The 24409-nt window shown below is 71.3% G+C and carries 26 protein-coding genes; 14 read left to right on the top strand and 12 right to left on the bottom strand.

The window, feature by feature from the left end; genetic code table 11:
* Positions 1 to 39: 39 nt before the first annotated feature.
* Positions 40 to 2175, top strand: a complete 2136-nt coding sequence (locus tag ACZ7GZ_RS09875) for an ATP-binding SpoIIE family protein phosphatase (RefSeq protein WP_471022499.1) — start codon at positions 40 to 42, stop codon at positions 2173 to 2175.
* Here the strand turns inward: ACZ7GZ_RS09875 and ACZ7GZ_RS09870 are convergent.
* Both ACZ7GZ_RS09870 and ACZ7GZ_RS09865 read right to left on the bottom strand, forming a co-directional pair.
* Positions 2127 to 3191 carry an AI-2E family transporter gene (locus tag ACZ7GZ_RS09870; RefSeq protein WP_471022497.1) on the bottom strand — a complete coding sequence of 355 codons (1065 nt, stop codon included), beginning with the start codon at positions 3189 to 3191 and terminating at the stop codon, positions 2127 to 2129. The genes ACZ7GZ_RS09875 and ACZ7GZ_RS09870 overlap by 49 nt on opposite strands.
* 203 nt (positions 3192 to 3394) lie before the next feature.
* On the bottom strand, positions 3395 to 3736 hold the full coding sequence (locus ACZ7GZ_RS09865; RefSeq protein ID WP_471022496.1) for a hypothetical protein: 342 nt from the start codon (positions 3734 to 3736) through the stop codon (positions 3395 to 3397).
* A gap of 417 nt (positions 3737 to 4153) precedes the next feature.
* Here ACZ7GZ_RS09865 and ACZ7GZ_RS09860 point away from each other — a divergent pair, with 417 nt between their 5' ends.
* The gene (locus ACZ7GZ_RS09860; RefSeq protein ID WP_471022495.1) at positions 4154 to 5017 is read left to right on the top strand and encodes a slipin family protein; all 864 of its coding nucleotides are present in this window, start codon (positions 4154 to 4156) and stop codon (positions 5015 to 5017) included.
* Between the two features lie 148 nt (positions 5018 to 5165).
* On the top strand, positions 5166 to 6434 hold the full coding sequence (locus tag ACZ7GZ_RS09855; protein WP_471022494.1) for an ATP-binding protein: 1269 nt from the start codon (positions 5166 to 5168) through the stop codon (positions 6432 to 6434).
* A gap of 38 nt (positions 6435 to 6472) precedes the next feature.
* Here ACZ7GZ_RS09855 and ACZ7GZ_RS09850 read toward each other — a convergent pair whose 3' ends face one another.
* From ACZ7GZ_RS09850 to ACZ7GZ_RS09830, 5 genes are all read right to left on the bottom strand, one after another.
* On the bottom strand, positions 6473 to 6958 hold the full coding sequence (locus ACZ7GZ_RS09850; protein WP_471022493.1) for a DUF5994 family protein: 486 nt from the start codon (positions 6956 to 6958) through the stop codon (positions 6473 to 6475).
* Positions 6959 to 7047: 89 nt separating this feature from the next.
* Positions 7048 to 7320, bottom strand: a complete 273-nt coding sequence (locus tag ACZ7GZ_RS09845; protein WP_381827938.1) for a hypothetical protein — start codon at positions 7318 to 7320, stop codon at positions 7048 to 7050.
* 251 nt (positions 7321 to 7571) lie between these two features.
* Positions 7572 to 8120, bottom strand: coding sequence for a DUF5994 family protein (locus tag ACZ7GZ_RS09840; RefSeq protein ID WP_471022491.1), 549 nt, complete (start codon positions 8118 to 8120; stop codon positions 7572 to 7574).
* 418 nt (positions 8121 to 8538) lie between these two features.
* A complete protein-coding gene (locus ACZ7GZ_RS09835; protein WP_471022490.1) occupies positions 8539 to 9510 on the bottom strand; it encodes a pirin family protein in 972 nt (323 codons plus the stop codon).
* 134 nt (positions 9511 to 9644) lie between these two features.
* A complete protein-coding gene (locus ACZ7GZ_RS09830; RefSeq protein ID WP_471022488.1) occupies positions 9645 to 10112 on the bottom strand; it encodes an SseB family protein in 468 nt (155 codons plus the stop codon).
* A 394-nt stretch (positions 10113 to 10506) separates the two neighbouring features.
* Here ACZ7GZ_RS09830 and ACZ7GZ_RS09825 point away from each other — a divergent pair, with 394 nt between their 5' ends.
* The 3 genes from ACZ7GZ_RS09825 to ACZ7GZ_RS09815 all read left to right on the top strand — a co-directional run bounded on the left by ACZ7GZ_RS09825 (position 10507) and on the right by ACZ7GZ_RS09815 (position 14079).
* A complete protein-coding gene (locus ACZ7GZ_RS09825; protein ID WP_471022487.1) occupies positions 10507 to 12333 on the top strand; it encodes an acyl-CoA dehydrogenase in 1827 nt (608 codons plus the stop codon).
* A gap of 126 nt (positions 12334 to 12459) precedes the next feature.
* Entirely contained in the window at positions 12460 to 13758 is a 1299-nt protein-coding gene (locus ACZ7GZ_RS09820; RefSeq protein ID WP_471022486.1) for a M18 family aminopeptidase, read from the top strand.
* Between the two features lie 66 nt (positions 13759 to 13824).
* Positions 13825 to 14079, top strand: coding sequence for a DUF6458 family protein (locus ACZ7GZ_RS09815; RefSeq protein ID WP_471022484.1), 255 nt, complete (start codon positions 13825 to 13827; stop codon positions 14077 to 14079).
* A gap of 13 nt (positions 14080 to 14092) precedes the next feature.
* On the opposite strand, the gene ACZ7GZ_RS09810 is transcribed toward ACZ7GZ_RS09815, so the two are convergent.
* Positions 14093 to 14476 (bottom strand): cupin domain-containing protein, encoded by a 384-nt coding sequence (locus tag ACZ7GZ_RS09810; RefSeq protein WP_471022483.1) that lies wholly within the window; start codon positions 14474 to 14476, stop codon positions 14093 to 14095.
* A 52-nt stretch (positions 14477 to 14528) separates the two neighbouring features.
* Here ACZ7GZ_RS09810 and ACZ7GZ_RS09805 point away from each other — a divergent pair, with 52 nt between their 5' ends.
* The gene (locus ACZ7GZ_RS09805) at positions 14529 to 15497 is read left to right on the top strand and encodes a GlxA family transcriptional regulator (RefSeq protein ID WP_471022481.1); all 969 of its coding nucleotides are present in this window, start codon (positions 14529 to 14531) and stop codon (positions 15495 to 15497) included.
* 31 nt (positions 15498 to 15528) lie between these two features.
* Positions 15529 to 16023, top strand: coding sequence for an LURP-one-related/scramblase family protein (locus ACZ7GZ_RS09800; protein ID WP_471022479.1), 495 nt, complete (start codon positions 15529 to 15531; stop codon positions 16021 to 16023).
* Between the two features lie 36 nt (positions 16024 to 16059).
* Here ACZ7GZ_RS09800 and ACZ7GZ_RS09795 read toward each other — a convergent pair whose 3' ends face one another.
* Positions 16060 to 16854, bottom strand: a complete 795-nt coding sequence (locus tag ACZ7GZ_RS09795) for a carbon-nitrogen family hydrolase (RefSeq protein ID WP_471022477.1) — start codon at positions 16852 to 16854, stop codon at positions 16060 to 16062.
* 182 nt (positions 16855 to 17036) lie between these two features.
* On the opposite strand from ACZ7GZ_RS09795, the gene ACZ7GZ_RS09790 reads away from it, so the two are divergent.
* The gene (locus ACZ7GZ_RS09790) at positions 17037 to 17861 is read left to right on the top strand and encodes a maleylpyruvate isomerase family mycothiol-dependent enzyme (protein WP_471022474.1); all 825 of its coding nucleotides are present in this window, start codon (positions 17037 to 17039) and stop codon (positions 17859 to 17861) included.
* 33 nt (positions 17862 to 17894) lie between these two features.
* Here ACZ7GZ_RS09790 and ACZ7GZ_RS09785 read toward each other — a convergent pair whose 3' ends face one another.
* Both ACZ7GZ_RS09785 and ACZ7GZ_RS09780 read right to left on the bottom strand, forming a co-directional pair.
* Positions 17895 to 19202 carry an MFS transporter gene (locus ACZ7GZ_RS09785; RefSeq protein WP_471022472.1) on the bottom strand — a complete coding sequence of 436 codons (1308 nt, stop codon included), beginning with the start codon at positions 19200 to 19202 and terminating at the stop codon, positions 17895 to 17897.
* A complete protein-coding gene (locus ACZ7GZ_RS09780) occupies positions 19199 to 19873 on the bottom strand; it encodes a GntR family transcriptional regulator (protein ID WP_471022470.1) in 675 nt (224 codons plus the stop codon). The genes ACZ7GZ_RS09785 and ACZ7GZ_RS09780 overlap by 4 nt, the downstream gene beginning before the upstream one ends.
* A 189-nt stretch (positions 19874 to 20062) precedes the next feature.
* Here ACZ7GZ_RS09780 and ACZ7GZ_RS09775 point away from each other — a divergent pair, with 189 nt between their 5' ends.
* From ACZ7GZ_RS09775 to ACZ7GZ_RS09755, 5 genes are all read left to right on the top strand, one after another.
* Complete coding sequence (locus ACZ7GZ_RS09775) at positions 20063 to 20974, top strand: D-alanyl-D-alanine carboxypeptidase family protein (protein ID WP_471022467.1); 912 nt, start codon at positions 20063 to 20065, stop codon at positions 20972 to 20974.
* Between the two features lie 98 nt (positions 20975 to 21072).
* On the top strand, positions 21073 to 21423 hold the full coding sequence (locus ACZ7GZ_RS09770; protein ID WP_471022465.1) for a GntR family transcriptional regulator: 351 nt from the start codon (positions 21073 to 21075) through the stop codon (positions 21421 to 21423).
* Positions 21420 to 22400: a DUF1648 domain-containing protein gene (locus tag ACZ7GZ_RS09765; protein ID WP_471022463.1), complete on the top strand. Its 981-nt coding sequence runs from the start codon at positions 21420 to 21422 to the stop codon at positions 22398 to 22400. The genes ACZ7GZ_RS09770 and ACZ7GZ_RS09765 overlap by 4 nt, the downstream gene beginning before the upstream one ends.
* Before the next feature lie 7 nt (positions 22401 to 22407).
* Positions 22408 to 22986 (top strand): RNA polymerase sigma factor, encoded by a 579-nt coding sequence (locus ACZ7GZ_RS09760; protein WP_471022460.1) that lies wholly within the window; start codon positions 22408 to 22410, stop codon positions 22984 to 22986.
* Complete coding sequence (locus tag ACZ7GZ_RS09755) at positions 22983 to 23438, top strand: hypothetical protein (RefSeq protein ID WP_471022458.1); 456 nt, start codon at positions 22983 to 22985, stop codon at positions 23436 to 23438. The genes ACZ7GZ_RS09760 and ACZ7GZ_RS09755 overlap by 4 nt, the downstream gene beginning before the upstream one ends.
* Here ACZ7GZ_RS09755 and ACZ7GZ_RS09750 read toward each other — a convergent pair.
* Positions 23435 to 24370, bottom strand: a complete 936-nt coding sequence (locus ACZ7GZ_RS09750; RefSeq protein ID WP_471022457.1) for an alpha/beta fold hydrolase — start codon at positions 24368 to 24370, stop codon at positions 23435 to 23437. The two genes, ACZ7GZ_RS09755 and ACZ7GZ_RS09750, sit on opposite strands and share 4 nt — an antisense overlap.
* Positions 24371 to 24409 lie beyond the last annotated feature (39 nt).

Here is a 24409-nt window from a genome sequence, read left to right as displayed (position 1 = left end):
CAGTGGCCCTTATAAAGCAGACCTTCATAAAGTGGGGCAATGCTCATAGGCGAGCCTCTCCCGTCCGTCGGAGATGTCCTCGCCGCCCTCGCGACCGGCCTGTGGCGCTGGGACACGGCCGCCGGACGGGTCACCGTGGACGCGGAGGCGGCGCGGCTGCTCGGACTGCCCGCGGAGGCGACCACGCTCACCGAGGCCCAGACCCGGGCCCGGCTGCACCCGGAGGACTGGAACGAGATCACCGGAGTGGTCCCGTTGGCGGTCGACGAGGGCACGCTCGCCGAGGTGCGCATCCGGATCATGGACGAGCAGGGGCACATCCGGCGGGTCGTCCGCATCCGGTCGAAACCCTCCTTCGATCCCGAGCGGCAGGCGTACGAGCTGATCGGCACCCTCCAGGAGGTCACCGAGCCGACCCCGGGCACGGCGGCAGCCCGCAGCGCGGTCACCGGTGACTGGCGGCGCTCGCGGGAGGCGTTTCTGCTGGACGCGGGCCGGGCGCTGGCGCAGGCGCGGTCCACGGCGGAGGTGCTGCGGGTGGCCGGCGGCCTGTCGATGCCGGGTTTCTCCCCGGACGGGCTCGTGGTGTTCGGGGCGGAGGGCGACCGGCTGACGATCATCGGTCAGCACGGGCACGAACCCGGCGACCTGGGGCCCTTCTCGAACATGCCGCTGACCACCGGCTATCCCGCCGCCCAGGTCGTGCGCACCGGCCGCGCGGTGTATCTGTCCTCGCCCGAGGAGTACAAGGAGCGCTACCCGGCGACCTGGCCGCTCGCCCAGCCCTTCGGCCGCCGCTCCTGGGCCTTCCTGCCGCTGACGGCGGCCGGGCGCACGATGGGCGCCTGGATGGCGGCCTTCACCTATCCGGTGGCGTTCACCCCCGACGAGCGCGCGGTTCTGGCGACGGTGGCCCGGATGCTCGCCCAGGCGCTGTCCCAGGCCGGCACCGCCGAGTCGGAGCGGGAGCTGACGGAGGGCCTGCAGCGCTCCATGCTGCCCTCGCTCGGCCCGGAGATCCCCGGGATGCGGGTGGCCGCCCGGTACATCCCGACCGGCGGCGGACTCCAGGTCGGCGGCGACTGGTACGACCTGATCCCGCTGCCCTCCGGCCGGTTCGCGCTGGTCATGGGGGACGTGCAGGGCCATGACGTACGGGCCGCGGGTCTCATGGGCCAGCTGCGCATCGCCCTGCGCGCCTATGCCTCCGAGGGCCACCGCCCGGACGCCGTGCTCTCCCGGGCGTCCCGGTTCCTGCATGGCATCACGCACGACGACGACCAGCGGGCCGACCTCCGCTTCGCGACCTGCGTGTACGTGGAGGCCGACCCGGCGACCGGGACGCTGGAGATGGCCCGTGCCGGGCACCCGCACCCGGCGATCCGGATGGCCGACGGCACGGTGATGATGCGGCCGACGGCGGGCGGACTGCCGCTGGGCATCGACCCGGACGCGGACTATCCGACGACCCGGTTCACCCTGGGGCCCGGCGAGACACTGATGCTCTGCACCGACGGTCTGATCGAGACCGGCGGCCATGACATGGAGAGCGGCTGGCGCCGGCTGCGCGCGATCCTGGAGGACCACCGGGGAGCTGACGGGGCCGAGCTGGAATCGCTGGCCGACGCGCTGGTGCAGGGCGTGCACGGCCCGTCCTCGCACCACACCACCGGCCCGCTGACCGACCGCCGCGAGGACGACATCGCGCTGGTGCTGCTGAGCCGACCGCTTCAGGACAGGGCACGGCCCGCGGTCCGGCGCACACTGCTGTCGGTGGCGCAGGACGAGCCGGACCGGATCGCCGAGGCCCGCCGGCACCTGCGCGAGCTGCTGCACGACTGGGCCGGCGCGGACCAGGTCGACTCGGCGGTGCTGCTGGTCTCGGAGATGGTCACCAACGTCCTCGTCCACACCGACGCCGACGCCCTGCTGCTCGCCGAGGTGACCGGCGAGGCGGTGGCGAGGCGGCTGCGCGTGCAGGTCACCGACGCGGGCGACGACCTTCCGCACAAGCGCCGGCCCGGCGAGCTCGCCTCCTCCGGCCGCGGCCTGATGCTGATCGAACTCCTCGCGGACGCCTGGGGAGTGGACCCACGGGGCGAGGGCAAGAGCATCTGGTTCGAGCTCTACGAGTCGGGTGCGGCGCCGGGGGACACGTCGGAGGGTGCCGCGTAACGCGTCCGCAGCTCCTGTACGACCCCGAAGGCGGCCGCGGTCAGCGGGACCGCGAGCAGCATCCCGAGGATCCCCGCGACGGACGCCCCGGCGGTGATGGCGAGCATCACCACGGCGGGGTGCATCTGCATCGTCCGGCTCTGGATGACCGGCTGCAGCACATGCCCCTCCAGCACCTGCACGGCAAGGACGACGCCGACCACCCACAGCGCGATGACGAAACCACGGTCGGCGAGGGCGACCAGGACGGCCACCGCGCCGGAGAGGAAGGCGCCGAGGTAGGGGATGTAGGCGCCGACGAAGACGAGCGCGCCGAGGCCGATCGCGCCGGGCACCCGGAGGACCAGCAGGCCGACGGTGATGCACACGGCGTCGATGAGGGCGATGAGGGTCGTCCCGCGCATGAAACCCTCCACCGCCGCGAAGGCACGCCGGGCCATGGCCTCCAGGGTGTCGGCGGTACCGCCGGGCGCGACGGACCGGAGGGTCTCCACGGCCCGGTGGGAGTCGCGCAGGAAGAAGAAGACGAGCAGCAGGGCGAGCACGGCCATCGCGATGCTCTCGCCGACGACGCTGACGCCGCTGATCACGTTGGACGCGGCCGTACCGCCGAACTTCCCCAGCAGCTTGCGCGAGTTGGCGGCGAGGTCGTCGAGCCCGTTGCCGGCGGCCCCGAAGTGCTGCGCGACGCTCTTGGCCGCGTCGCGCAGCGAGACGATGATCTGGTCACCGGTGTCGATGAGCGCGGCGACGACGATGTACACGGCACCGCCGACGACGGCCACCACGGCGACACAGGTGAGCCCGGCCGCCAGCGACGCCTGGACCCCCGCCCGCACGAGCCGCCGGTACAGCGGGCCGAGCAGCGCGGTCCCGAGCAGGGCGAGCAGCACGGGTGTGACGGCCGTACGGAACTGCGCGCACAGTCGCACCCCCACCCAGCCGACCCCGGCGACGAGCAGGAGCACGGCACACCAGGCGGCGAGGCGGCGCAGGGGGTCGGGCAACAGCGGCACGCCTCCAGCGGATCACGCCCGACGGCGGATGGCCTGCCGCGTGGGTCCGGGCGGGTGAGGCGGCCGGCACCGGTGTCCCGCCAGGCCGGGCCCTCGGCCCCCGTCGAGGTGCCGGGCCGAACCGTCGGACGCGACGGCGTGAGCGGCCGCCTCTGTCGGGGCGGCCGCTCACGCGGTGGCTGGCCGGGCGTGCCGGAGCGTCTTCAGCCGAGGAGACCGCCAAGGAGACCCTGGAGGAGGCAACCGAGGCCGAGGAGGCCGCAGTTGTTGCCGTTCCCGTTCCCGTTCCCGTTCCCGTTCCCGTTGCCGGTGCTGGTGTCCGTGCCGGTGCCGGTGTCCGTACCGGTGCCGGTGTCGCTGCTCGTGGCGGTGCTGGTCTCGCTGCTCGTGCCGGTTCCGGTGTCGTCGTCTGCGAGGACCGTGACCGTCGTACGCTGCGGGGCGACGCCCGTCTGGGCCTGGGCGGGGGCGGCCAGCGCGACCCCGCCGACGCTGAGGAGGACGCTTGCCGCGGTGCACGCCAGGGCGCTGCGGATGCTGCTCATATGTGACTCCTGAACTGGGGTGTGTGTGCGTGGTGTCGGCCACCAGGCGCGACCACTGATGCGCGCTGTGGAACGAGGCGCGCAGTTGTGACGCTAGGGGCCCGCTCGGCCCAACGCCTTCCGGAACTAGCCCATCCGGGTCGGCGCGCCTCCTTGCGCTGCGCACCGAAAGAGCTTCCGTCGCACACACGAAGAGCCCCGTCCGGGGACCGGGGCTCCCCGGTACCACCGCTGAGTGGAGCGGACCTCAGGACGTCTGTCGCATTGGCCGCCCCGCCACCACCCGTCGAAAATAGCCGTCATGAACACCTGTCGCGCCCGGCCCGGCGGCCCGCGCCGCCGCCGCAACCGGACCACTCACCACAAGTGACGAGGCGGCGTTCCCGGCCTCGTGGTCCTCGTCCCGAGGAGCATCACATGCAAGCCCTGATCGTTCTCATCGTCGTGATCGGCCTCCTGGCCGTCCTGGCCCTCGCCCTGTCCGTGAAGGTCGTCAAGCAGTACGAGAAGGGAGTGTTGTTCCGCTTCGGCCGACTCGTCGGAACACGCTCCCCGGGGCTGCGCTTCATCATCCCGTTCGTCGACGTCCTGCACCGGGTGTCACTGCGAGTCGTCACCATGCCGATCCAGTCCCAGGGCATCATCACCCGCGACAACGTGAGCGTCGACGTGTCGGCCGTCGCCTACTTCCGGGTCGTCGACGCCGTGAAGTCGGTCGTCGCCGTGGAGAACGTGCAGGCGGCGATCAACCAGATCGCCCAGACCACCCTGCGGAAGGTCGTCGGCCGGCACATGCTCGACGAAACGCTGTCGGAGACGGACCGCCTGAACCTGGACATCCGCCAGATCCTCGACATCACCACCGTCGAGTGGGGCGTGCAGGTCACGCTGGTCGAGCTCAAGGACATCCAGCTGCCCGACACCATGAAGCGCGCCATGGCCCGCCAGGCCGAGGCCGAGCGGGAGAAGCGGGCGAAGATCATCAACGCGGAGGGCGAGTCGCTGGCCGCAGCCGCGCTCGGCGACGCCTCGGACACCATGATGGCCCACCCGCTGGCGCTTCAACTGCGCAATCTGCAGAGCCTGGTGGAGATCGGTGTCGACCAGAACACCACCGTCGTCTTCCCCGCTCCGCTCATGAGCACCATCGGCGAGCTCGGCTCCTTCCTCGCCCGGGAAACCGCGGCCGCTGCACCCACCGCGGCGACGCCGCCGGCCGGCACCGGCCGCACCGACGAGCCCCTCAGACCTGCCGGCAACGCGCCCGGCACCACAGCATGACCCGACTGCCACCATCGCCGCATCCCGCGGTGATGGTGCGGGCGAGCGATCCGTGCCACCAGGGCGTACTCGTGGCCGAGCGCCTGTCGCGCGCGTCCTGCGTGCAACGGCCGATGATGGAAGTACGGCCGAACACGCGGAGCTGATCATGACGGGTTGGCGGGTCAGGGACTACTCCCCGGACGATCTCGAGGCGGTGGTCCGCGTCGACATGGAGAGCGGCACGACCGATGAGCCGCCGCTCTTCCCGCTCTCGGACGCCGTGACGGCCCTCCAGGCCCGCCACCCGGCTGTGGTGGCCACGGCCGACGACGTACTGATCGGCGCCGCGGTGAGCAGGGTGGAGGGCGACCGGGCATGGATCCTGCGCATCAGCATGGCGCCCGGCTGGCGGCAGCGCGGACTGGGCAGTGCCCTGATCACAGCCCTCGAGCAACGGCTCTTCGCCGACGGCGTCCGGACGGTGCACGCCGCCCTGCCCCAGGGCGAGACCGGTGCCACCGCCCTGCGCAACTGCGACTTCGGCGCCCGCCCCGGGCTGGTCTTCTTCCAGAAACGCGGGCCGGTCACCCCCCAGTCCGTCGGCACGCTGTCCTCGCTCGGAGCGGAGCTGCCACCCGGAGGACTGTGGCAGAAGGTCGCGGGCATGCAACGGGAGAAGCGGCTCATCGAGCGGCGCCTGGTCCTGCCGCTGGCCCATCCCGAACTGGCCGCCCAGCACGGAGTCGAGCTGCCGCGGGCGGTGATGCTGTTCGGCCCGCCCGGGACCGGCAAGAGCACGTTCGCGCACGCGATCGCCAGCCGCCTGGGATGGCCCTTCCTCGAACTGTTCCCCGCCCGTCTGGCCGCCGAGTACGGCCTGGCGACCGGGCTGAGCCGACGCTTCGACGAGATCGCCCGCCTCGACCACGTCCTGGTCTTCATCGACGAGGTCGAGGAGATCGCCGGCGAACGCGGCGGCGCGGACGCGACCGCGGTCGGCGTCGTCAACGAACTGCTCAAGGCGATCGTCCGGTTCCGGAGCCAGGACGGTCGGCTCCTCGTCTGTGCCACGAACAACGTGACCACGCTCGACTCCGCCTTTCTGCGGCACGGCCGTTTCGACTACGTGCTGCCGATCGGCCCTCCCGACCACACCGCCAGGACCGCGCTGTGGGAGAGCTACCTGGCCCGAGCGGGCGCGCGGGCCGACAGCGCGGTTCTCGCGTCCGCCAGCGAGGGGTTCACCCCCGCCGACATCGCCCACGCGGCGCGAACCGTCTCCCAGGCCCAGTTCGAGCGCACCGTCGACACCGGAACCCGGAGCGCCCCCACCACCGACGACTACCTGGACACGATCCGCGGCACCAAGCCCACGGTCAGCGCCGCCATGGCCCGGGAATTCGCCCAGCAGACGCAGAAGTTCGCCCGCATCTAGCGTCCTGGCCGACGGGGAGCCGGCCTGCGGCGGAGGTGTCAGGTCGGCGGAGGTGGCGGGTCACTGCCCGCATCGATGAGGATCTGTCTGGCCTCGATCACGTTGTCGGCCCGTACCGCCCTGGCCATCGCGGCGCGTGCCGCGTCGGCCGGCGTGTCCGGCGGGACCAGCAACAGGGAGAAATGGTCCCGGTCGCCTCGGGTGATGAGGACGGTGTCGTCACCGACCGGGAAGGAGTCGATGTGAACGACCCGGTCGTCGACCATCACCCGGGTCGGCAGGTCATCCCAGGCACTGCCGTCCAGACCGACACGGGTGACAGGCCCGAGATGCTCGGTCAGCGCGGTGATCAGTGAGGGGAGCTCGGCACCGATGTTCCGGGACCGCGGCCACCAGGCGCCGTCCAGGATTCCCTCGCGTGCGTGTGTCGTCTCCAGCCTCAGCAGGGCCGTCCCTGGTTTCACCGACCGGTGGACGGCGTCCGGCAGGAGCCTGGGGAGGTCGGGGGTGTCTGAATCTGCCATGGTGTCCGCCCGTCCGCACAGAGCAGCGCCGCGCAGGGCGCGCGACCGGCTCCGGGTCGTCGCACATGAGCGTGCGCGACGCCGGCGGCTCAGCCGCGCCCTTCCTCTTCTGTCTCCATCTGCCGTATCCCCTGGTGCGTCAGCGTGACCATCGCGGGCGTGTTACCCCTCCCCCAGTCCACGACGACCAAGCCCTCACCCGCCAGATACATACAGGCAGCGGCCATGTCCTGCTCAGGGATACCGAGGTCGTTTCGGAGCTTCGCCCCGTCGACGCCCAGGAGGCGGTTGCCTTCAGCGGCTTGGTACAGCGCCCGCATGATCCTCTCGCGGTACGTCTTCCGGTCTCGCAGTATCGCCATCACGCGCCTTCCTCTACCGCCCGCGATCGGGCCGACGTCGATGTCATCCGCGGTCGCTGTCGCGGTGGTGCCGGTGGGAACGGTCGCGTTCACCGCCGACCGACGGTGCCTCCGGGTCCGACGGCCGATCCCCGGCAGAGCGTCGCTGTAGGGGAAGGCGGCGATCCGTTCGTCGTGCTGGCCGTTGAGCCGATGGATCAGGACCACCCCGACGGCGATCAGGACGAGCAGCACGGCCGCGGCGATGACAGTCATGGTGCTCTCACCTCCGTCGACCGGCGGGCGAACGCCATGGCGAGCCGGTTGGGACGGGGCAGGTACGACGGCCGACCTGCTCCGCCGTCGGTCTCCCACGCTTCTTCCCGGCTTCGGGCATCCATCCCGTCTGCTGCTTCATCCCGGGGCGGGGCCTCGATGCCGACGCCCGCCATCAGCTGTGCGGCGGCGTCCGCACCGGTTTCCGGGGGAATCACCAGCACGTCCCGGCCGCCATCGGCGGAGAAGAGGGTGAGTCTGTGCGGATCCTGCTCCTCGGTGGACCAGCCCACATCCACCGTGCGCCCGGCGACGGACACCCAACGCGGGATCACGGGCCAGTGGGCCGGGTGCACCGTGATACGCGTGACGCGGCCCCAGAGGTCGCCCAGTGCGGCTGTCAGCAGCGGCAGCTCACGGGTGAGGGCACGGGAGCGAGGCCACCACATGCCGTCCAGCCCACCCGGCGCGGACCTCAGGGACAGGCGAGCCGGCAGCGCCTGCGCGCGCCTGCCCGATGTCGTACGGTCGATGGTCACGGACATGGCGCGAACCTGCCCCCGGGCTCGTGAAGCCCGGCGTTGTCGATCACCGGAAACGGCACCCGCAGCGGAGCGGCGCGCGAAGAACTCCCGGTGCTTTCACACTACTCCGCCCACTGACCCAAAACACCGCAGATGACCAGGCATTTTCCTGCCTTCGGGACCTGCTCCACGGGCCCGGAAGCGCGGCCTGCCAGAGCCAGTCCCTGCGCTTGAACGTCAGGTACGGCAGGGCGGACTGGCCACGATGACGGCGGCGCAACTGGACGAGCGATGTGCGCAGCGCGAAAGCCCGGCGTTGCACGGTTTCGATCTCACGGCGCCCGGCGAGCAGACCCTCCAGCTCCTCGACACCGTCGCCCAGTTGCCGGACCGCGGCGAAGTGCCCGTCCACGAGATGGTCGAGCAGCCCGTGCGGCCCCTATATCCCGCCCTCAGACATCCCGTGCACGGCCGGGATGGTCCCGAGGCGGCCCTTCTGGAAGTCCTCGAACGCCTGCTGGAGCTCTTCCCTGGTGTTCATGACGAACGGGCCGTAGTGCGCCATGGGCTCACGGATCGGCTGTCCGCCGAGGAGGACGACCTCCAGGTCCGGCGTGTGGGAGTCCTGCTTCTCGTCCGCGCGGACGGTCAGCGAACCGCCGGCGCCGAAGACCGCCGTCTGGCCCAGGTGGATCGGACGGCGCTCCGCACCCACCGAGCCCTTGCCCGCCAGCACGTACGCCAGCCCGTTGAAGTCCTTCCGCCACGGCAGCGTGACCTCCGCACCCGGCGCCACCGTCGCGTGGATCATCGTGATCGGCGTGTGCGTGATGCCGGGACCAGCGTGCCCGTCCAGCTCACCGGCGATCACTCGCAGCAGCGCGCCGCCGTCGGGCGTGGTCAACAGCTGGACGATGCCGCCCCGGATGTCCTGGTAGCGCGGGGCCATCATCTTGTCCTTGGCCGGCAGGTTCACCCACAGCTGGAGCCCATGAAAGAGACCACCGGACATGACGAGGCGCTCCGGCGGGGCCTCGATGTGCAGCAGGCCCGAACCGGCCGTCATCCACTGGGTGTCGCCGTTGGTGATGGTGCCGCCACCGCCCTGGGAGTCCTGGTGGTCGAAGATCCCGTCGATGATGTAGGTGACGGTCTCGAAGCCGCGGTGCGGGTGCCAGGGGGTGCCCTTGGGCTCGCCCGGCGCGTACTCCACCTCGCCCATCTGGTCCATCATGATGAACGGGTCGAGGTAGCGGTAGTTGATCCCGGCGAACGCCCGGCGCACCGGGAAGCCCTCGCCCTCGAAGCCGCTCGGGGCGGTCGTGACGGCCAGCACCGGACGCGCCACCGCGTCTGCGGGAGCGGTCACGCGGGGCAGCGTCAACGGGTTCTCGACGGTCACTGCAGGCATGGTCGGTACCTCCTTGTGCGCCAACTTTAGTTGAGCGTTGAACTTCCTGCCACCTAGAACAGGGAAAGCCCGGAGGGAATTCCCTCCGGGCTCGCAGCGAGAAGCTTCGGCTGCCGCCTGCGCGGCAACGACGCCTAGCCGTACATCCGGCGCATCGCGAAGTCGACCATCTGCTCGACCGCCTTCGCGTCGAACACCATCCGGTGCTCGCCCTCCATGTCCAGGACGAAGCCGTAGCCGGTGGGCAGCAGGTCGATCACCTCGGCACCGGTGATCACGAAGTACTTGGACTCCTTGCCCGCGTACCGCCGCAGCTCCTTGAGCGAGGTGAACATCGGGATCACCGGCTGCTGGGTGTTGTGCAGGGCGAGGAAGCCGGGGGTGTCACCGCGCGGGCAGTACACCTTCGACGTGGCGAAGGTCTGCTGGAAGTCCTCGGCGGACATCTGCCCGGTGGTGAAGGCGCGGACCGCGTCCGCGAGGGAGGGCGGGGACGGCTCGGGATACAGCGGCGGCTGCTGCCCGTAGCCGCCGGCCATCGGCTGCTGGGGTGCGGCGTACTGCTGCTGCTGAGCGCCGGCGTTCTGGTCGTAGCCGTACATGCGCGCAAGCGTACCGAGCGGGAGCGGCGCGGTGGCGCCGGGGAGAATTCATGGAGCGGTCGCCGGACAAAATCGGCTCACCGGGCGCGTGTGGCCCCCCTCGGAACCGGCGCCCCGGACACGCCCGGACGGCTCCCGCCGGCCCGCTGCGAGTACGGCCGCGCTGGAGGCGATGGATACCGGGCGGTCGCCCGCCTTTCGCCGAGCACCCGGACCGGCGGGCGGGGCTACTCACGGCCCGCTCCCGGAAGGCGAGGAGTAGACCCTTCTCACACTTGCGCCGACGGGGGTTGCTTCTTATTACCCGCGGGTAGCATCATCGGAGCTACTTGTTGGTACGTGAACTAGGTGCGAGGAGTCAGTGCCTCGCCGATCTCTCTACGGAGCCGTCGCCATGGGGCACTACAAGTCGAATCTCCGCGACATCGAGTTCAACCTCTTCGAAGTACTGGGGCGCGACAAGGTGTACGGCACCGGCCCGTTCGAGGAGATGGACGTCGATACCGCCAAGAGCGTCCTGGAGGAGCTGACCCGCCTCTCCGAGAACGAGCTGGCCGAGTCCTTCGCCGACGCCGACCGCAACCCTCCGGTCTTCGACCCGGAGACCAACACCGCGCCGGTCCCGGCCTCCTTCAAGAAGAGCTACCAGGCCTTCATGGACTCCGAGTACTGGCGCCTCGGCCTGCCGGAGGAGATCGGCGGCACCACCTCGCCGCGCTCCCTGATCTGGGCCTACGCCGAGCTGATCCTGGGCGCCAACCCGGCCGTGTGGATGTACTCCTCGGGCCCGGCGTTCGCCGGCATCCTCTTCGAGGAGGGCAACGAGGTCCAGAAGCACATCGCCAAGATCGCGGTCGAGAAGCAGTGGGGCTCCACGATGGTGCTCACCGAGCCCGACGCGGGCTCCGACGTGGGCGCCGGCCGCACCAAGGCGATACAGCAGGAGGACGGCTCCTGGCACATCGAGGGCGTGAAGCGCTTCATCACCTCCGGTGAGCACGACATGTCCGAGAACATCCTCCACTACGTGCTCGCGCGGCCCGAGGGTGCCGGTCCGGGCACCAAGGGGCTCTCCCTCTTCCTCGTCCCGAAGTACAACTTCGACTTCGAGACCGGCGAGCTGGGCGAGCGCAACGGCGTCTACGCCACCAACGTCGAGCACAAGATGGGTCTGAAGGCCTCCAACACCTGCGAGATGACCTTCGGCGACCAGCACCCCGCCAAGGGCTGGCTGATCGGTGACAAGCACGACGGCATCCGCCAGATGTTCCGCATCATCGAGTTCGCCCGCATGATGGTCGGCACGAAGGCGATCTCCACGCTGTCCACCGGCTACCTGAACGCGCTGGAGTACGCCAAGGAGCGCGTGCAGGGCCCGGACCTGGCCAACTTCATGGACAAGACCGCGCCCAAGGTCACCATCACCCGCCACCCCGACGTGCGCCGCTCGCTGATCACGCAGAAGGCGTACGCGGAGGGCATGCGCGCCCTCGTCCTCTACACCGCCTCCATCCAGGACGCCATCCAGCTCAAGGAGGCGAACGGCGAGGACGCCTCCGCCGAGGAGGCGCTGAACGACCTGCTGCTGCCCATCGTCAAGGGCTACGGCTCCGAGAAGGGCTACGAGCAGCTCGCCCAGTCGCTGCAGACCTTCGGCGGCTCCGGCTTCCTGCAGGAGTACCCGATCGAGCAGTACATCCGGGACTCCAAGATCGACACCCTGTACGAGGGCACCACCGCGATCCAGGGCCAGGACTTCTTCTTCCGGAAGATCGTCCGCAACCAGGGCGCCGCGCTGAACTCCCTCGCCGAGGACATCAAGAAGTTCCTGGCGCTCGGCACCGGCGGCGAGGAGCTGGCCGGCGCCCGTGAGCACCTGGCCAAGGCGGCCGTGGAGCTGGAGGCGATCGTCGGCCTGATGCTGACCGACCTCGCCGCCACCGAGCAGGACACCAAGAACATCTACAAGGTGGGCCTGAACACCACCCGCCTGCTCATGGCCTCCGGTGACGTCGTCGTCGGCTACCTGCTGCTCAAGGGCGCCGCGATCGCCGCCGAGAAGCTGGCCACGGCCTCGGCGAAGGACAAGGCGTTCTACACCGGCAAGATCGCCGCGGCGAAGTTCTTCGCGGCGAACGTCCTGCCGGGCGTCACCCTCGCCCGCAAGGTCGCCGCGGGCGTCGAGCTGGACCTGATGGAGCTGGACGAGGCCGCGTTCTAGCAGACGTCCCTACGGACAGGTCATGGATACACCGCGGCAGACCCCTGCGGCTACGTCCCTGTAGATACTGTGCGGGCCCGCTCTCTTTCCGGGAGCGGGCCCGTGCACGTCGTTAAGGTGAATCCCATGAGCGCAGCAGCCCGCTTCGACCGCGGCCACACCGACGACCTGATGTCCTTCCTGGCGGCCGGCCCGTCGCCGTACCACGCGGTGGCCAATGCCGCCGAACGGCTGGAGAAGGCGGGCTTCCGGCAGGTCGCGGAGACGGAGGCCTGGGACGGGGCCAGCGGCGGCAAGTACGTGCTGCGCGGTGGCGCGATCATCGCCTGGTACGTCCCCGAGGGCGCCGATGCGCACACGCCGTTCCACATCGTCGGCGCGCACACCGACTCCCCGAACCTCAGGATCAAGCCGCGCCCGGACAGCGGGGGGCACGGCTGGCGTCAGGTCGCCGTCGAGATCTACGGCGGACCGCTGATGAACTCCTGGCTGGACCGCGACCTGGGCCTGGCCGGCCGGCTCAGCCTGCGCGACGGCTCCACGGTCCTGGTCAACGTGGACCGTCCGCTGCTGCGGGTGCCGCAACTCGCCATCCACCTGGACCGTTCGGTCAGCACCGAAGGCCTCAAGCTCGACAAGCAGCGCCACCTGCAGCCGGTCTGGGGCCTCGGCGACGATGTGCGCGACGGCGATCTGATCGCCTTCCTGGAGCAGGAGGCGGGGCTCGCGGCCGGCTCGGTCACCGGCTGGGACCTGATGACGCACCCGGTGGAGGCCCCGGCCTACCTCGGCCGGGACCGGGAGCTGGTCGCCGGTCCGCGCATGGACAACCTGCTGTCGGTGCACGCGGGCACGGCCGCGCTGGCCGCCGTCGCGACCTCCGGCGCCCCGCTCACCCGCATCCCCGTGCTGGCCGCCTTCGACCACGAGGAGAACGGCTCCCAGTCGGACACCGGCGCGGACGGCCCGCTGCTCGGATCCGTACTGGAACGCTCGGTCTTCGCGCGCGGCGGCTCGTACGAGGACCGGGCCCGCGCCTTCGCCGGCACGGTGTGCCTGTCCTCCGACACGGGCCACGCCGTCCACCCCAACTACGCGGAGCGGCACGACCCGACGCACCACCCGCGGGTCAACGGCGGCCCGATCCTCAAGGTCAACGTCAACAACCGCTACGCCACGGACGGTTCGGGCCGCGCCGTCTTCGCCGCCGCATGCGAGAAGGCGAACGTGCCGTTCCAGAGCTTCGTCTCCAACAACTCCATGCCGTGCGGCACCACCATCGGCCCGATCACCGCGGCCCGGCACGGCATCCGGACCGTGGACATCGGCGTCGCCATCCTCTCGATGCACAGTGTGCGCGAACTGTGCGGGGCGGACGACCCGTTCCTGCTGGCGAACGCCCTCACGGCCTTCCTGGAGGGCTAGGCGGGGCGGTCCCGGGTACCCGGACGGCACCGGAGATTCCGGAACCGAAAGGGGAGGCGACTTCTCATGGGGCTCGGAGGATGCATCATCCTCATCGCCGTGGGGGCCATCCTCACGTTCGCGACCGACTGGCACATGCACGGGGTCAACCTCACGGTCGTCGGCCTGATCCTGATGGCCGTCGGGCTGATCGGCGTGGCGACCTTCAGCGGAATCGCACGGCGCCGCCGGGTCGTGATGCCACCGGCACCGGTCGTGGAGGAGGAACCCCACCATCACCACCACCGCGTCGACGGCTACAGCGACGGTTACGGCGTCTGACGCGGGCGCCTGATCAGAGGGCGTGGCCGGTGGTCGCGTCCACGTGGTCCGGCACCTCCTCGTGCCGGTCGCCGACCGTCAGGGTGCCGCTGGGCTCGAGGACGAGGATCGAGGTGGGTACGCGCGCGTACGGCTTGTGCTCGGTGCCGCGCGGGACGGTGAAGACCGAGCCCCTGGGCAGGACGACCGTGCGCTCTCCGGCCGGCTCGCGCAGGCCGATATGCAGTTCGCCGTCGAGGACCAGGAAGAACTCGTCGGTGTGGTCGTGGACGTGCCAGAGGTGTTCGCCCTCCACCTTCGCCACGCGCACGTCGTAGTCGTTGACGGTGGTGACGACGCGGGGACTCCACCGCTCGGTGAAGGAGGCGAGGGCCTGGTCCAGGGAGATCGGTTCCATAGGTCCATCGTGCGGGTGTCCGGGGCCGTCGCACGAGTGCTAGAAATCGCACATGCCGCAAGGATCCTCTCACCGCATCGTGCTGGTGGTCGACGAGAACTCCAACCCCTTCGAGATGAGCTGCGCCATCGAGGTCTTCGGGCTGCGGCGGCCCGAACTGGGGCGTGACCTGTACGACTTCCGGATATGCGCCGCCGGGCCCGAGACCCGGATGCGGGACGGTTTCTTCACGCTCACCGGGGTCGCCGGTCTTGAGGCCGCCGAGAACGCCGACACGCTGATCGTGCCGAACCGGCCCGACACCGAGGTCCCGCGCGCGGAGCGCGTCCTGGACGTGGTGCGCCGGGCACACGCGCGCGGCGCCCGGCTCGTCGGCTTCTGCTCGGGCGCGTTCACCCTCGCGGAGGCGGGGCTGCTGGACGGGCGCCGGGCGGCCTGCCACTGGATGTGGGCGCAGGCCTTCCGCAGCCGCTTCCCCCAGGTGCGCCTGGAGCCGGACGTGCTCTTCGTGGACGACGGCGACATCCTGACCGCCTCCGGCAGCGCCTCGGCGCTCGACCTGGGCCTGCACCTCGTGCGCCGGGACCACGGCGCGGAGATCGCCAACCATGTCTCGCGGCGCCTCGTCTTCGCCGCCCACCGGGACGGCGGTCAGCGGCAGTTCGTGGAACGTCCGGTGCCCGACGTACCCGACGCGTCGCTCGGCCCGCTGCTGGCCTGGGCGCAGGAACGGCTGGGCGAGCCGCTGACGGTGGCGGACCTCGCCGCCCGCGCGGCCGTCAGTCCCGCCACGCTGCACCGCCGCTTCCGCGCCCAGCTGGGCACGACCCCGCTGGCCTGGCTCTCCGGGGAGCGGGTGGCGCTGGCCTGCCGGCTGATCGAGCGGGGCGAGGAGCGCCTGGACGTCGTCGCGGCCCGCAGCGGCCTGGGGACGGCGGCCAACCTGCGGGCCCGGCTGCGCCGGGAGACGGGGCTGAGCCCATCGGGTTACCGCAGGCGTTTCGGACCGGCGGGACCGTGAGGATCAACTCGCGGTGGGGAACGGTCACGGCATGAGACTCCTCGTACGCGACCGGCTCCTCGGCATCGGTGACGACTACTGGATCGAGGACGAGCACGGCCGGAAGGCGTTCCTCGTCGACGGCAAGGCCATGCGGTTGCGGGACACCTTCGAACTGAAGGACGCCCAGGGCCGCGTCCTGGTCGACATCCACCAGAAGATGTTCGCCCTGCGCGGCACCATGGTGATCGAGCGGGACGGCGAGGGCCTGGCCACCATCAGGCGCAAACGGCTGTCCCTGTTGCGCAACCACTACCGGGTCTCCCTGGCCGGTGGCACCGAGCTGGACGTCAGCGGCAGGATCCTCGACCACGAGTTCGCCATCGAGTACGACGGCGAACTCCTCGCGGTGATCTCCCGCCGCCGGCTGCACCTGCGCGACACCTACGGCGTCGACATCGTGCGCGAGGACGCCGACCCGGCGCTGCTCATCGCGGTGGCGGTGTGCGTGATCCACCTGGCGCAGAACGAGCGGGAGGACGACTGAGCGGAGTGGCCGGCTGAGCGGCCGGCTGACCGGTCCTCAGCGGCGCGGCGGCGCCAGGCCCAGCACCCGGTCCTTCAGCGCGGGGAACTGCTCGCGCGTGGCCGCCACCTTCGCCGGGTCGAAGTCGACGGTGAGGACCTCCTCGTCCGGGCCCGCCTCGGCGAGCACCTCGCCCCACGGGTCCACCACGATCGAGTGACCCGCCTGGGGAACTCCCGCATGGGTTCCGGCCGTTCCACACGCGAGCACGAACGCCTGGTTCTCCACCGCCCGCGCCTGAGCCAGCAGCGTCCAGTGCGCGCGTCGCCGCTCGGGCCAGCCCGCCGGGATCACCAGGGTCTCGGCTCCCGCGTCGACGAGCGAGCGGAAGAGTTCGGGGAAACGGAGGTCGTAGCAGGTGGCCACGCCGAGCGTGGTCCCGGGCAGCCGGACCGTCACCACGTCCCGCCCGGCGCCCATCAGCACGGCCTCGCCCTTGTCGAAACCGAAGCGATGGATCTTGCGGTAGGCGGCGGCCGGCTCACCGGAGGGGGAGAAGATGAGAGAGGTGTTGTAGAGCGGCCCGTCAGGGTCACGCTCGGGGATGGAGCCGGCGTGCAGCCACACGCCCGCGTCGCTCGCCGCCTTGGCCATGACCTCGTACGTCGGCCCTTCGAGCGGCTCGGCCGCACGGCCGAACTCCTCGTAGGCGAACGCACCGGTGGTCCACAACTCCGGCAGGACCACGAGGTCGGCCCCGGCCTGATCCCGCACCAGCGCGGCCACCCGCTGCCGCCGGGAGTCGACCGATTCGTCCTCGTTCACGGCGATCTGGATCAGCGAGGCGCGCACACTACCACCGTCCTGGCATTCGAGTCGTCCACACAGGCCTACGATCGTCACACGAAAGCACTGCCGGGGTGCCTGCAGGCAGCGTAACTTAGCCTCCCAGACGCCCGCCGAAGTGCAGCCGCCGCCCGCTGGCAACGCCGCCACCACCTGCCCGTGTACCGACCGCCGAGGGGTCCCGTTCCGTGAGTCTGCATCCCACCCTCCAGCCCTACGCCGACGCCTGGACCCACTCCATCGACGCGATATCCGAGATGGTCCAGCCGCTCGCGGAAGGCGAGTGGAACCGGCGGACCCCGTGCCCGGGCTGGTCGGTGCGGGACATCGTGTCCCATGTGATCGGCCTGGACTGCGAGCTGCTCGGCGACCCGCGCCCGATCCACTCGCTCCCCCGCGACCTCTTCCACGTCACCACCGAGCACCAGCGGTACATGGAGATGCAGGTCGACGTCCGCCGCCACCACACGGCGCCGGAGATGACGGCCGAGCTGGAGTACACGGTCATCCGCCGCAACCGCCAGCTGCGGGGCGAGTCCCGCGACCCCGGCACCACGGTACGCGGCCCACTGGGCTCGGAGATCACCCTGGAACAGGCCTACCGCACCCGCGCGTTCGACGTGTGGGTGCACGAGCAGGACCTGCGCACGGCCCTCGGCCGGCCCGGCAACCTGGACTCGCCGGGCGCGTACGTCGTGCGGGACGTCCTGCTGGAGGCGCTGCCCAGGGTCGTCGCGAAGGACGCGGGGGCGCCGCGCAGCTCGGCGATCGTGTTCGACGTGCACGGCCCGGTGGAGTTCCTGCGCACGATACGCGTCGACATCCAGGGCCGCGGCACCCTGGAAACCACTCCGGCCCTCGGCCCCGCCGCCACCCTCACCCTCGACTGGGAGACCTACGTCCGCCTCGCGTGCGGTCGCGTCACCCCGGAGGCGGCGGCGGACCGGGTGAAGACAGAGGGCGACCAGGACGTGGCAGCGGCAATCCTGCGCAACTTCGCGGTGACGCCGTAGTCGGCGACCCCGCCCGGCACCAGCAGGGGGTACCTATGCGGGAACGTGAACCGTCTCCACTCGGCTGGCGACCAACCGCTCCCGCTCCCGCCGGGCCGCCCGCCCCCGCAGCCGCAGGATCTGGGACACCCCGAGCGCCTGCAGCACGAACACGGCACTGAACGCCACGGCGTAGTCGTCACCGGTGGCGTCCAGCAGGACCCCGACCGCGAACAGCGTCGCCATCGAGGCGACGAATCCCCCCATGTTGGTGATGCCGGACGCCGTGCCCTGTCGCTCGGGCGGGTTGGCCGGCCGCGCGAAGTCGAACCCGATCATCGAGGCCGGCCCGCAGGCCCCCAGCACCGCGCACAGCACCACCAGCAGCCACATGGGCGCGCGCTCGCCGGGATACAGCAGCGTCGTCGCCCACAGCAGCGCGGTCGTCCCGACCGTGCCCAGCGCCAGTGGCAGCCGCGCCGCGTGGTGCCGGGCGACGATCTGGCCGTAGACGAGCCCGATCATCATGTTGGACACCACGACCAGGGTGAGCAGCTCACCGGCCGTGGCGCGGCTGAGCCCCTGTGCCTGGACCAGGAACGGCAGGCCCCACAGCAGCAGGAACACCATCGCCGGGAACTGGGTGGTGAAGTGCACCCACAGCCCCAGGCGCGTGCCGGGCTCCCGCCAGGCCGCCGCTATCTGCCGGCGGACGTAGGCCGCGCCCTGATGCGGCGACGGCTCGGGCTCGTGCCCGTCGGGGTGGTCCTTCAGGAACAGGAGGGTCAGGACGAGGACGACGACACCGGCGAACGCGCTGCCGGCGAACGCCGGGGTCCAGCCGATGCCGTGCAGCAGCTGGGCGAGGACCAGGGTGGAGACCAGGTTGCCCGCCATGCCGACCAGCCCGGCGAGCTGCGCGACCAGCGGCCCGCGCCGGGCCGGGAACCAGCGGCTGCCCAGCCGCAGCACACTGATGAAGGTCATCGCGTCACCGCAGCCCAGCAGGGCGCGGGAGGCCAGGGCGGTGCCGTACGACGGCGAGAAGGCGAAGCCCAGCTGCCCGGCGGTGAAGAGGATCGCCCCGATGCTCAGCACCTTCTTGGTGCCGAGCCGGTCGACCAGCAGGCCGACGGGTATCTGCATACCGGCGTAGACCAGCAGCTGGAGGATGGAGAACGTCGACAGGGCGGAGGCGCCCACGTGGAAGCGGTCGGCCGCGTCGAGGCCGGCCACACCCAGCGACGTACGGAAGATGACGGCGACGAAGTACACAGCCACGCCTGTGCACCACACGGTGACGGCGCGCCGGCCGCCCGGCGGATCACCCGGAAGAGTGGCGTTCCTGGACGGACTGCTCATCGCACCTCACCCCGGGCGAGGTGCGAGAACCAGCTCACATGCCGGTGCACGACGTCGACGGCCGCCTCCGCGTCGCCGGCGCGCAGCGCGTCCAGGATCTCCTCGTGCTCGGCGAGCGTCTTGGCGATCCGGTCGGGGTGGGAGTGCATGACGGCGACACCCATCCGCAGCTGCCGGTCGCGCAGCTGGTCGTAGAGCCGGGACAGGATCTCGTTGCCGCCGCTGCGCACGATCTCGGCGTGGAAGGAACGGTCGGTCACCGCGGCCGCGGCCAGGTCACCGGCGGCGGCCTGTGCCTTCTGCAGCTCCAGCAGCTCGGCCAGCCGCTCCAGCAGACCGGGCGGGGCGGGTACGGCCTTGCACGCGGCGTGCTCCTCGACCAGCAGCCGGGTCTCCACCACGTCGGCGATCTCCTGCGCGGAGACGGGCAGGACCAGGGCGCCCTTCTTCGGGTAGAGCCGGATCAGGCCCTCGACCTCCAGCCGCAGCAGCGCCTCCCGCACGGGGGTGCGCGAGACCCCGACGGCCTCGGCCAGCTCGCCCTCGGTGAGCAGGGTCCCGCCCTCGTAGCGACGGTCGAGGACGCCCTGTTTGACGTGGGCGTACACCCGGTCGGCGGCGGGCGGCGGCTTGTCGTGCCGGCGTGCGGGCTGCTGTACGGTCGCCTTCATGCCGACAGGATAGATACAACACGTACGCATGGGCAGCGGCGTCCAGCATCCGGGCGTCAGCGAAAATCGCCCTCAGCAACGGCACAACTTTCTGTGCTACTTACGTGTCTCACATGTGCGGTCTCCTGCTCCCGCCACCCCAACTCGGCCGCACTCCAGGGGCATTCACGACAATCGGGGTATTTCACTTTGATTACCGGCATTAAGGGCACACGCAGCACACGTCTCCGCAGAGCCGCCGCCGTCGCCGTCACCTCCGGCGCACTGCTGGCGACCGGTGCCCTCACCGCGGCGCCCGCTCAGGCCGTCACGACGCCCTCGATCGTGGCCAAGGGCGGCTACGTGATGAACAACGCGAACCACTCGACGCTGTTCAACAAGAACATGGACACGCCGCTCTCCACGGGCTCCACCACCAAGATCATGACCGCCAAGGTCGTGCTCGCGCAGTCGAACCTGAACCTCGACAAAAAGGTGGTGATCCAGAAGGCGTACAGCGACTACGTCGTCAAGAACAACGCCTCCCAGGCCCACCTGATCGTCGGCGACAAGGTCACCGTCCGCCAGCTGCTGTACGGCCTGATGCTGCCGTCCGGCTGCGACGCCGCCTACGCGCTCGCCGACACCTACGGCTCCGGCTCCACCCGTGCCGCGCGCGTGAGCAACTTCATCGGCAAGATGAACACCGCCGCCAAGAGCCTGAACCTGAAGCACACGCACTTCGACTCCTTCGACGGCATCGGCAACGGCAACAACTACTCGTCGCCACGCGACCTGACGCTCATCGCCAGCAGCGCGATGACGAACGCGACGTTCCGCGCGGTCGTCAAGACAAAGGCGTACACGGCGAAGACCGTCACCAAGTCGGGCGGCACCCGCACCATGCAGACGTGGACGAACACCAACACGCTGCTCTCCAGCTACAGCGGCGCCATCGGCGTGAAGACCGGCTCCGGCCCGGAGGCCCAGTACTGCCTGGTCTTCGCCGCGACCCGGAACGGCAAGACGGTCATCGGCACGGTCCTCGCCTCCAGCTCCAAGGCGCAGCGCGCGGCGGACGCCACGAAGCTCCTCAACTACGGCTTCGCCAGGCTGGGCTGACCCGCCACCAGGCACTGACGGGCCCGTCGCGAAAGCGGCGGGCCCGTTGCGTTGCCCGCATGCGAGATGAAATCGATGGTGCTAGTGTCATTGCCACCATGCTGCTGCGTCTGGACAAGACCGACACCCGCCCCCTGCACGAGCAGGTCGCGGCGGCGATCCGGCGGGCCGTCGCCGAGGGCGAGTGCCGCGCCGGCGACCGGCTGCCCTCGGCCCGCGAGCTCTCCGCCGCGCTGGACATCAATGTCAACACCGTCCTGCGCGGCCTGCGCGAACTGCGGGACGAGGGCCTGCTGGAGTTCCGCCGCGGCCGGGGGATCACCGTGGCCGAGGGGGCCGCCCGGCGTTCCGGACTGCAGATCAGGGTGCGGGAGCTGGTCGCGGAGGCATCCCGGCTCGGCTACAGCCGCACCGACCTCATCGAGATGATCCGGGGGACGACGACATGACGGACGGGGACGACCTCGAAGGCGGCCTGAGCCGCGCCACAGCCTGGGGGCCCGCGGGGTGCACGGCGGCCGTCGCGGCGCTGCTCGCGGGCCTGCCCTGGGCCGTGCACGACCGGCTGCCCGACCGGCTGGCGACCCACTGGAGCGGCGGCAGCACCCCCGACGGCTCGATGCCGCTGTGGGCGGACTCCCTGTTCCCGGCCGGATTCTGGCTGCTGACCGCCCTGGCGGTGAGCGTGCGCCGGCGTCGCTCCGGGCCGGCCGCACGGTCCTGGCGGGTGATGGCACTGGCCCCCACGGCGACGGCGCTCGTCGGCGCGCAGGCGTCCCTCATCCGCGCGAACCTCGACCGCGCCGACTGGCATGCGGCCCGCGAACCGGCCCTGGACATCGTGCTGATCCTGCTGCTGACGGCGGTCGCGGGCGTGCTGGCCTGGCGATGGAGCACCCGGACGGGCACCGCGCCGGTCCCCGGCACCCCTGGACTGGAACTGCCGGAGGGCGAGCGGCTGGTGTGGTTCTCCCGCGCGGCCAACCGCTGGCTGCAGCTGCTGGCCGCGCTGTCCGGCCTGATCGCCGTCGGCACCCTGGTGGCCCTGGCCGTCGGCCTGGCCGACCCCACCCCGCTGTGGCCGGTGTGCGCGTGCTGCTGGGTCGCCGCCCTCGCCGGCGCCGCGTTCTCCTCGGTCCAGGCGAAGGTGTCGGATGCCGGGCTGGAGGTCTCGTTCGGCCCGCTCGGCTGGCCCGCCCGCCGCTGGTCCCCGGCCGCCATCGAGTCCGCCCGGGCCGAACACCGGCTGCCGTCCCAGGTCGGCGGCTGGGGCTACCGCCTCAGCGGCCTCGGCACGACGGTGATGCTCCGCGCCGGCGACTGCCTGGTCGTACGCCCCCGGGGCCGCCGTACGGACTTCGCGGTGAGCGTGGACGACGCCGAACGGGGCGCGGCCCTGCTGAACGCGCTGCGGCAGCGGGCCTGAACCGGACGTGGACATCCAGGGAAGCCAGGCGAGCCAGGGGGGCCGGGGGCAGGGTGACAGCCGGGCGGCGCCCTGGGACGCGGCAGTGCCACTGGTCCGGGCCGCGCAGGACGGGGACGCCCTGGCCATGGACGAACTGCTCGCGCTGGTGACACCGTACGTGACCCGGCTGTGCCGCCCGATCGCCCCGCACGACGTGGCCGACGCCGTACAGGAGTCGCTGCTGGCGGTCTTCAAAGGTCTGCGCAGCCTCCGCGACCCCCAGGCCTTCTACGGCTGGGTGCGGACCGCCACCGTGCGCGAGGCGGTGCGGACCGCCCGCCGCGCCCCCGCCGAGGAACCGGCCGACCCCGCCGACCTGGCCCGTCTCGGCACACTGCGCGCCGACGCCGACGGGGAGCTGCCGGCGGACGTGCGGGACGTACTGGCCCGGCTGCCCGTCCGGCACCGCGCGGTCCTGGTGCTGCGCGAGCTGGAGGGCCTGGACGAGGCCACCGTCGCCGGGCTGCTCGGCGTACCCCAGGGCACCGTCAAGTCCCGGCTGAACCGGGCCCGTTCCTCGTTCCGGAAGGCGTGGTCGCGATGAGTTCCCCCGATCCGGTGCTGCGGCTGCGGGTGCTGGCCGCGGGGCTGCACGCCGGCCTGTACGCCGAGGAGCATCTGGCGCTCCCCTACGACAGGGTGTGGGCGGTGGTCGCGGACCTGCAGGCGGAACTGCCGCATCTGGTGCCGTTCCTGCGTGAGTTCCGGGTGCCGCCCGGCGAGGCCGAGCGCAAACGTGCACTGGCGGTGGGCCGTTCCGGTCTGACGGAGTCCTTCGAGGTCCGGCTGTCTCCCGGCTGGTGCCTGATGCAGTCGCCTCTGATCGTCGGCGGCATGGCGGCCGTCCCGGAGGCGGGCGGCACCCGCTTCGCCGTCCTCGGCGCCACCCGCCCCACCGCCTTGCGCCCCGCCCAGTGGCTCTACGGCCGCCTGCTCGGCGAACGGCGCGGGCGGGCGTTCACCGGCCGGGTCGCCGAGCGGGCGACGCTGCGTTAGACCTCCTGTGCCTCCTCGTCAGACCTCCTGAGCCTCACGGGTGAAGGGGCGAACAGTTCGCGGATCGCCTCCGCCACCTCCTCCGGCCGCTCCTGCGGCAGAAAGTGTCCGGCCCCCGGCACCAGCCGGACCCGCAGGTCGTCGGCGTACGGCTCGGCGCCGGCCAGCATCGACGGTACGACGACGTTGTCCCGCTCGCCGCCGAGCAGCAGGGTCGGCACGGTCAGCCGCTGCCGCCGCGCGGTGCCCCGCAGCAACGCCGGTATCTCGCGCAGGACGTACTGCCAGAACATCGACTGACCCGCGACGGCGCTGTGCGAGGTGGCGGCGGCGTACTCGGCGATCTCCTCCTGCGTCCACACGGCCGCCGGGTCGGCCACCTGGTGACGCAGCAGGAAGCGGGTGAAGCCGGGCCAGTGCCGCAGCACCGCCCGCCCCAGCACCGGGTACTCGACGAACGCGGTGAACCACAGCCGCCACAGGTTGGGCAGGACGGCGCGGTGCCGGGGCCAGGGGTGCGACATGTTGAGCGCGACGTACCCGGTGAACCGCTCCGGCGCGCGCAGGCACAGCCGGAACCCGAGGTGCGCTCCCCAGTCGTGCCCGACCAGCCCGACCCGCTCCAGCCCGAGCGCGTCGAGCAGCGCGAGGGCGTCGGCCGCCAGGCCGTCCATGTCGTAACCGCGCCGTGTGCTCTGCGACCAGCCGAAGCCGCGCAGGTCCGGGCAGAGCAGCCGGTACCCGTCGGGCAGCTGTCCGGCGACCTTGTGCCAGGCGTACCAGTGCTGCGGGAAGCCGTGCAGCATCAGCAGCGCGGTACCGGTACCGGTGCCGCCGTACTCGGCGAGATGCAGCCGGGCGCCGCGGACGGCCGGCCAACGGTGCTCGGCGCGCTCGTCGTTCGGCAGCGGACGTTCGCTGTGCGGTTCCATCCCTGACCCCTCTCGGGCCGGTGCGGTCCCCCGGCGGGA

Source organism: Streptomyces sp. NPDC037288 (assembly GCF_055603265.1).
This window is presented reverse-complemented; position numbering and strand designations above follow the sequence as displayed.

Excerpts from the sequence above, each read along its gene's own strand:
- ACZ7GZ_RS09820 (WP_471022486.1), top strand. The coding sequence starts at position 12,460 with ATGAGCGCAGCAGCCCGCTTCGACCGCGGCCACACCGACGACCTGATG.
- ACZ7GZ_RS09875 (WP_471022499.1), top strand. The coding sequence starts at position 40 with ATGCTCATAGGCGAGCCTCTCCCGTCCGTCGGAGATGTCCTCGCCGCC.
- ACZ7GZ_RS09765 (WP_471022463.1), top strand. The coding sequence starts at position 21,420 with ATGACGGACGGGGACGACCTCGAAGGCGGCCTGAGCCGCGCCACAGCC.
- ACZ7GZ_RS09835 (WP_471022490.1), bottom strand. The coding sequence starts at position 9,510 with ATGCCTGCAGTGACCGTCGAGAACCCGTTGACGCTGCCCCGCGTGACC.
- ACZ7GZ_RS09840 (WP_471022491.1), bottom strand. The coding sequence starts at position 8,120 with ATGTCCGTGACCATCGACCGTACGACATCGGGCAGGCGCGCGCAGGCG.
- ACZ7GZ_RS09770 (WP_471022465.1), top strand. The coding sequence starts at position 21,073 with ATGCTGCTGCGTCTGGACAAGACCGACACCCGCCCCCTGCACGAGCAG.
- ACZ7GZ_RS09860 (WP_471022495.1), top strand. The coding sequence starts at position 4,154 with ATGCAAGCCCTGATCGTTCTCATCGTCGTGATCGGCCTCCTGGCCGTC.
- ACZ7GZ_RS09750 (WP_471022457.1), bottom strand. The coding sequence starts at position 24,370 with ATGGAACCGCACAGCGAACGTCCGCTGCCGAACGACGAGCGCGCCGAG.
- ACZ7GZ_RS09755 (WP_471022458.1), top strand. The coding sequence starts at position 22,983 with ATGAGTTCCCCCGATCCGGTGCTGCGGCTGCGGGTGCTGGCCGCGGGG.
- ACZ7GZ_RS09805 (WP_471022481.1), top strand. The coding sequence starts at position 14,529 with ATGCCGCAAGGATCCTCTCACCGCATCGTGCTGGTGGTCGACGAGAAC.
- ACZ7GZ_RS09855 (WP_471022494.1), top strand. The coding sequence starts at position 5,166 with ATGACGGGTTGGCGGGTCAGGGACTACTCCCCGGACGATCTCGAGGCG.
- ACZ7GZ_RS09825 (WP_471022487.1), top strand. The coding sequence starts at position 10,507 with ATGGGGCACTACAAGTCGAATCTCCGCGACATCGAGTTCAACCTCTTC.
- ACZ7GZ_RS09785 (WP_471022472.1), bottom strand. The coding sequence starts at position 19,202 with ATGAGCAGTCCGTCCAGGAACGCCACTCTTCCGGGTGATCCGCCGGGC.
- ACZ7GZ_RS09780 (WP_471022470.1), bottom strand. The coding sequence starts at position 19,873 with ATGAAGGCGACCGTACAGCAGCCCGCACGCCGGCACGACAAGCCGCCG.
- ACZ7GZ_RS09800 (WP_471022479.1), top strand. The coding sequence starts at position 15,529 with ATGAGACTCCTCGTACGCGACCGGCTCCTCGGCATCGGTGACGACTAC.
- ACZ7GZ_RS09810 (WP_471022483.1), bottom strand. The coding sequence starts at position 14,476 with ATGGAACCGATCTCCCTGGACCAGGCCCTCGCCTCCTTCACCGAGCGG.
- ACZ7GZ_RS09845 (WP_381827938.1), bottom strand. The coding sequence starts at position 7,320 with ATGGCGATACTGCGAGACCGGAAGACGTACCGCGAGAGGATCATGCGG.
- ACZ7GZ_RS09830 (WP_471022488.1), bottom strand. The coding sequence starts at position 10,112 with ATGTACGGCTACGACCAGAACGCCGGCGCTCAGCAGCAGCAGTACGCC.
- ACZ7GZ_RS09815 (WP_471022484.1), top strand. The coding sequence starts at position 13,825 with ATGGGGCTCGGAGGATGCATCATCCTCATCGCCGTGGGGGCCATCCTC.
- ACZ7GZ_RS09850 (WP_471022493.1), bottom strand. The coding sequence starts at position 6,958 with ATGGCAGATTCAGACACCCCCGACCTCCCCAGGCTCCTGCCGGACGCC.
- ACZ7GZ_RS09865 (WP_471022496.1), bottom strand. The coding sequence starts at position 3,736 with ATGAGCAGCATCCGCAGCGCCCTGGCGTGCACCGCGGCAAGCGTCCTC.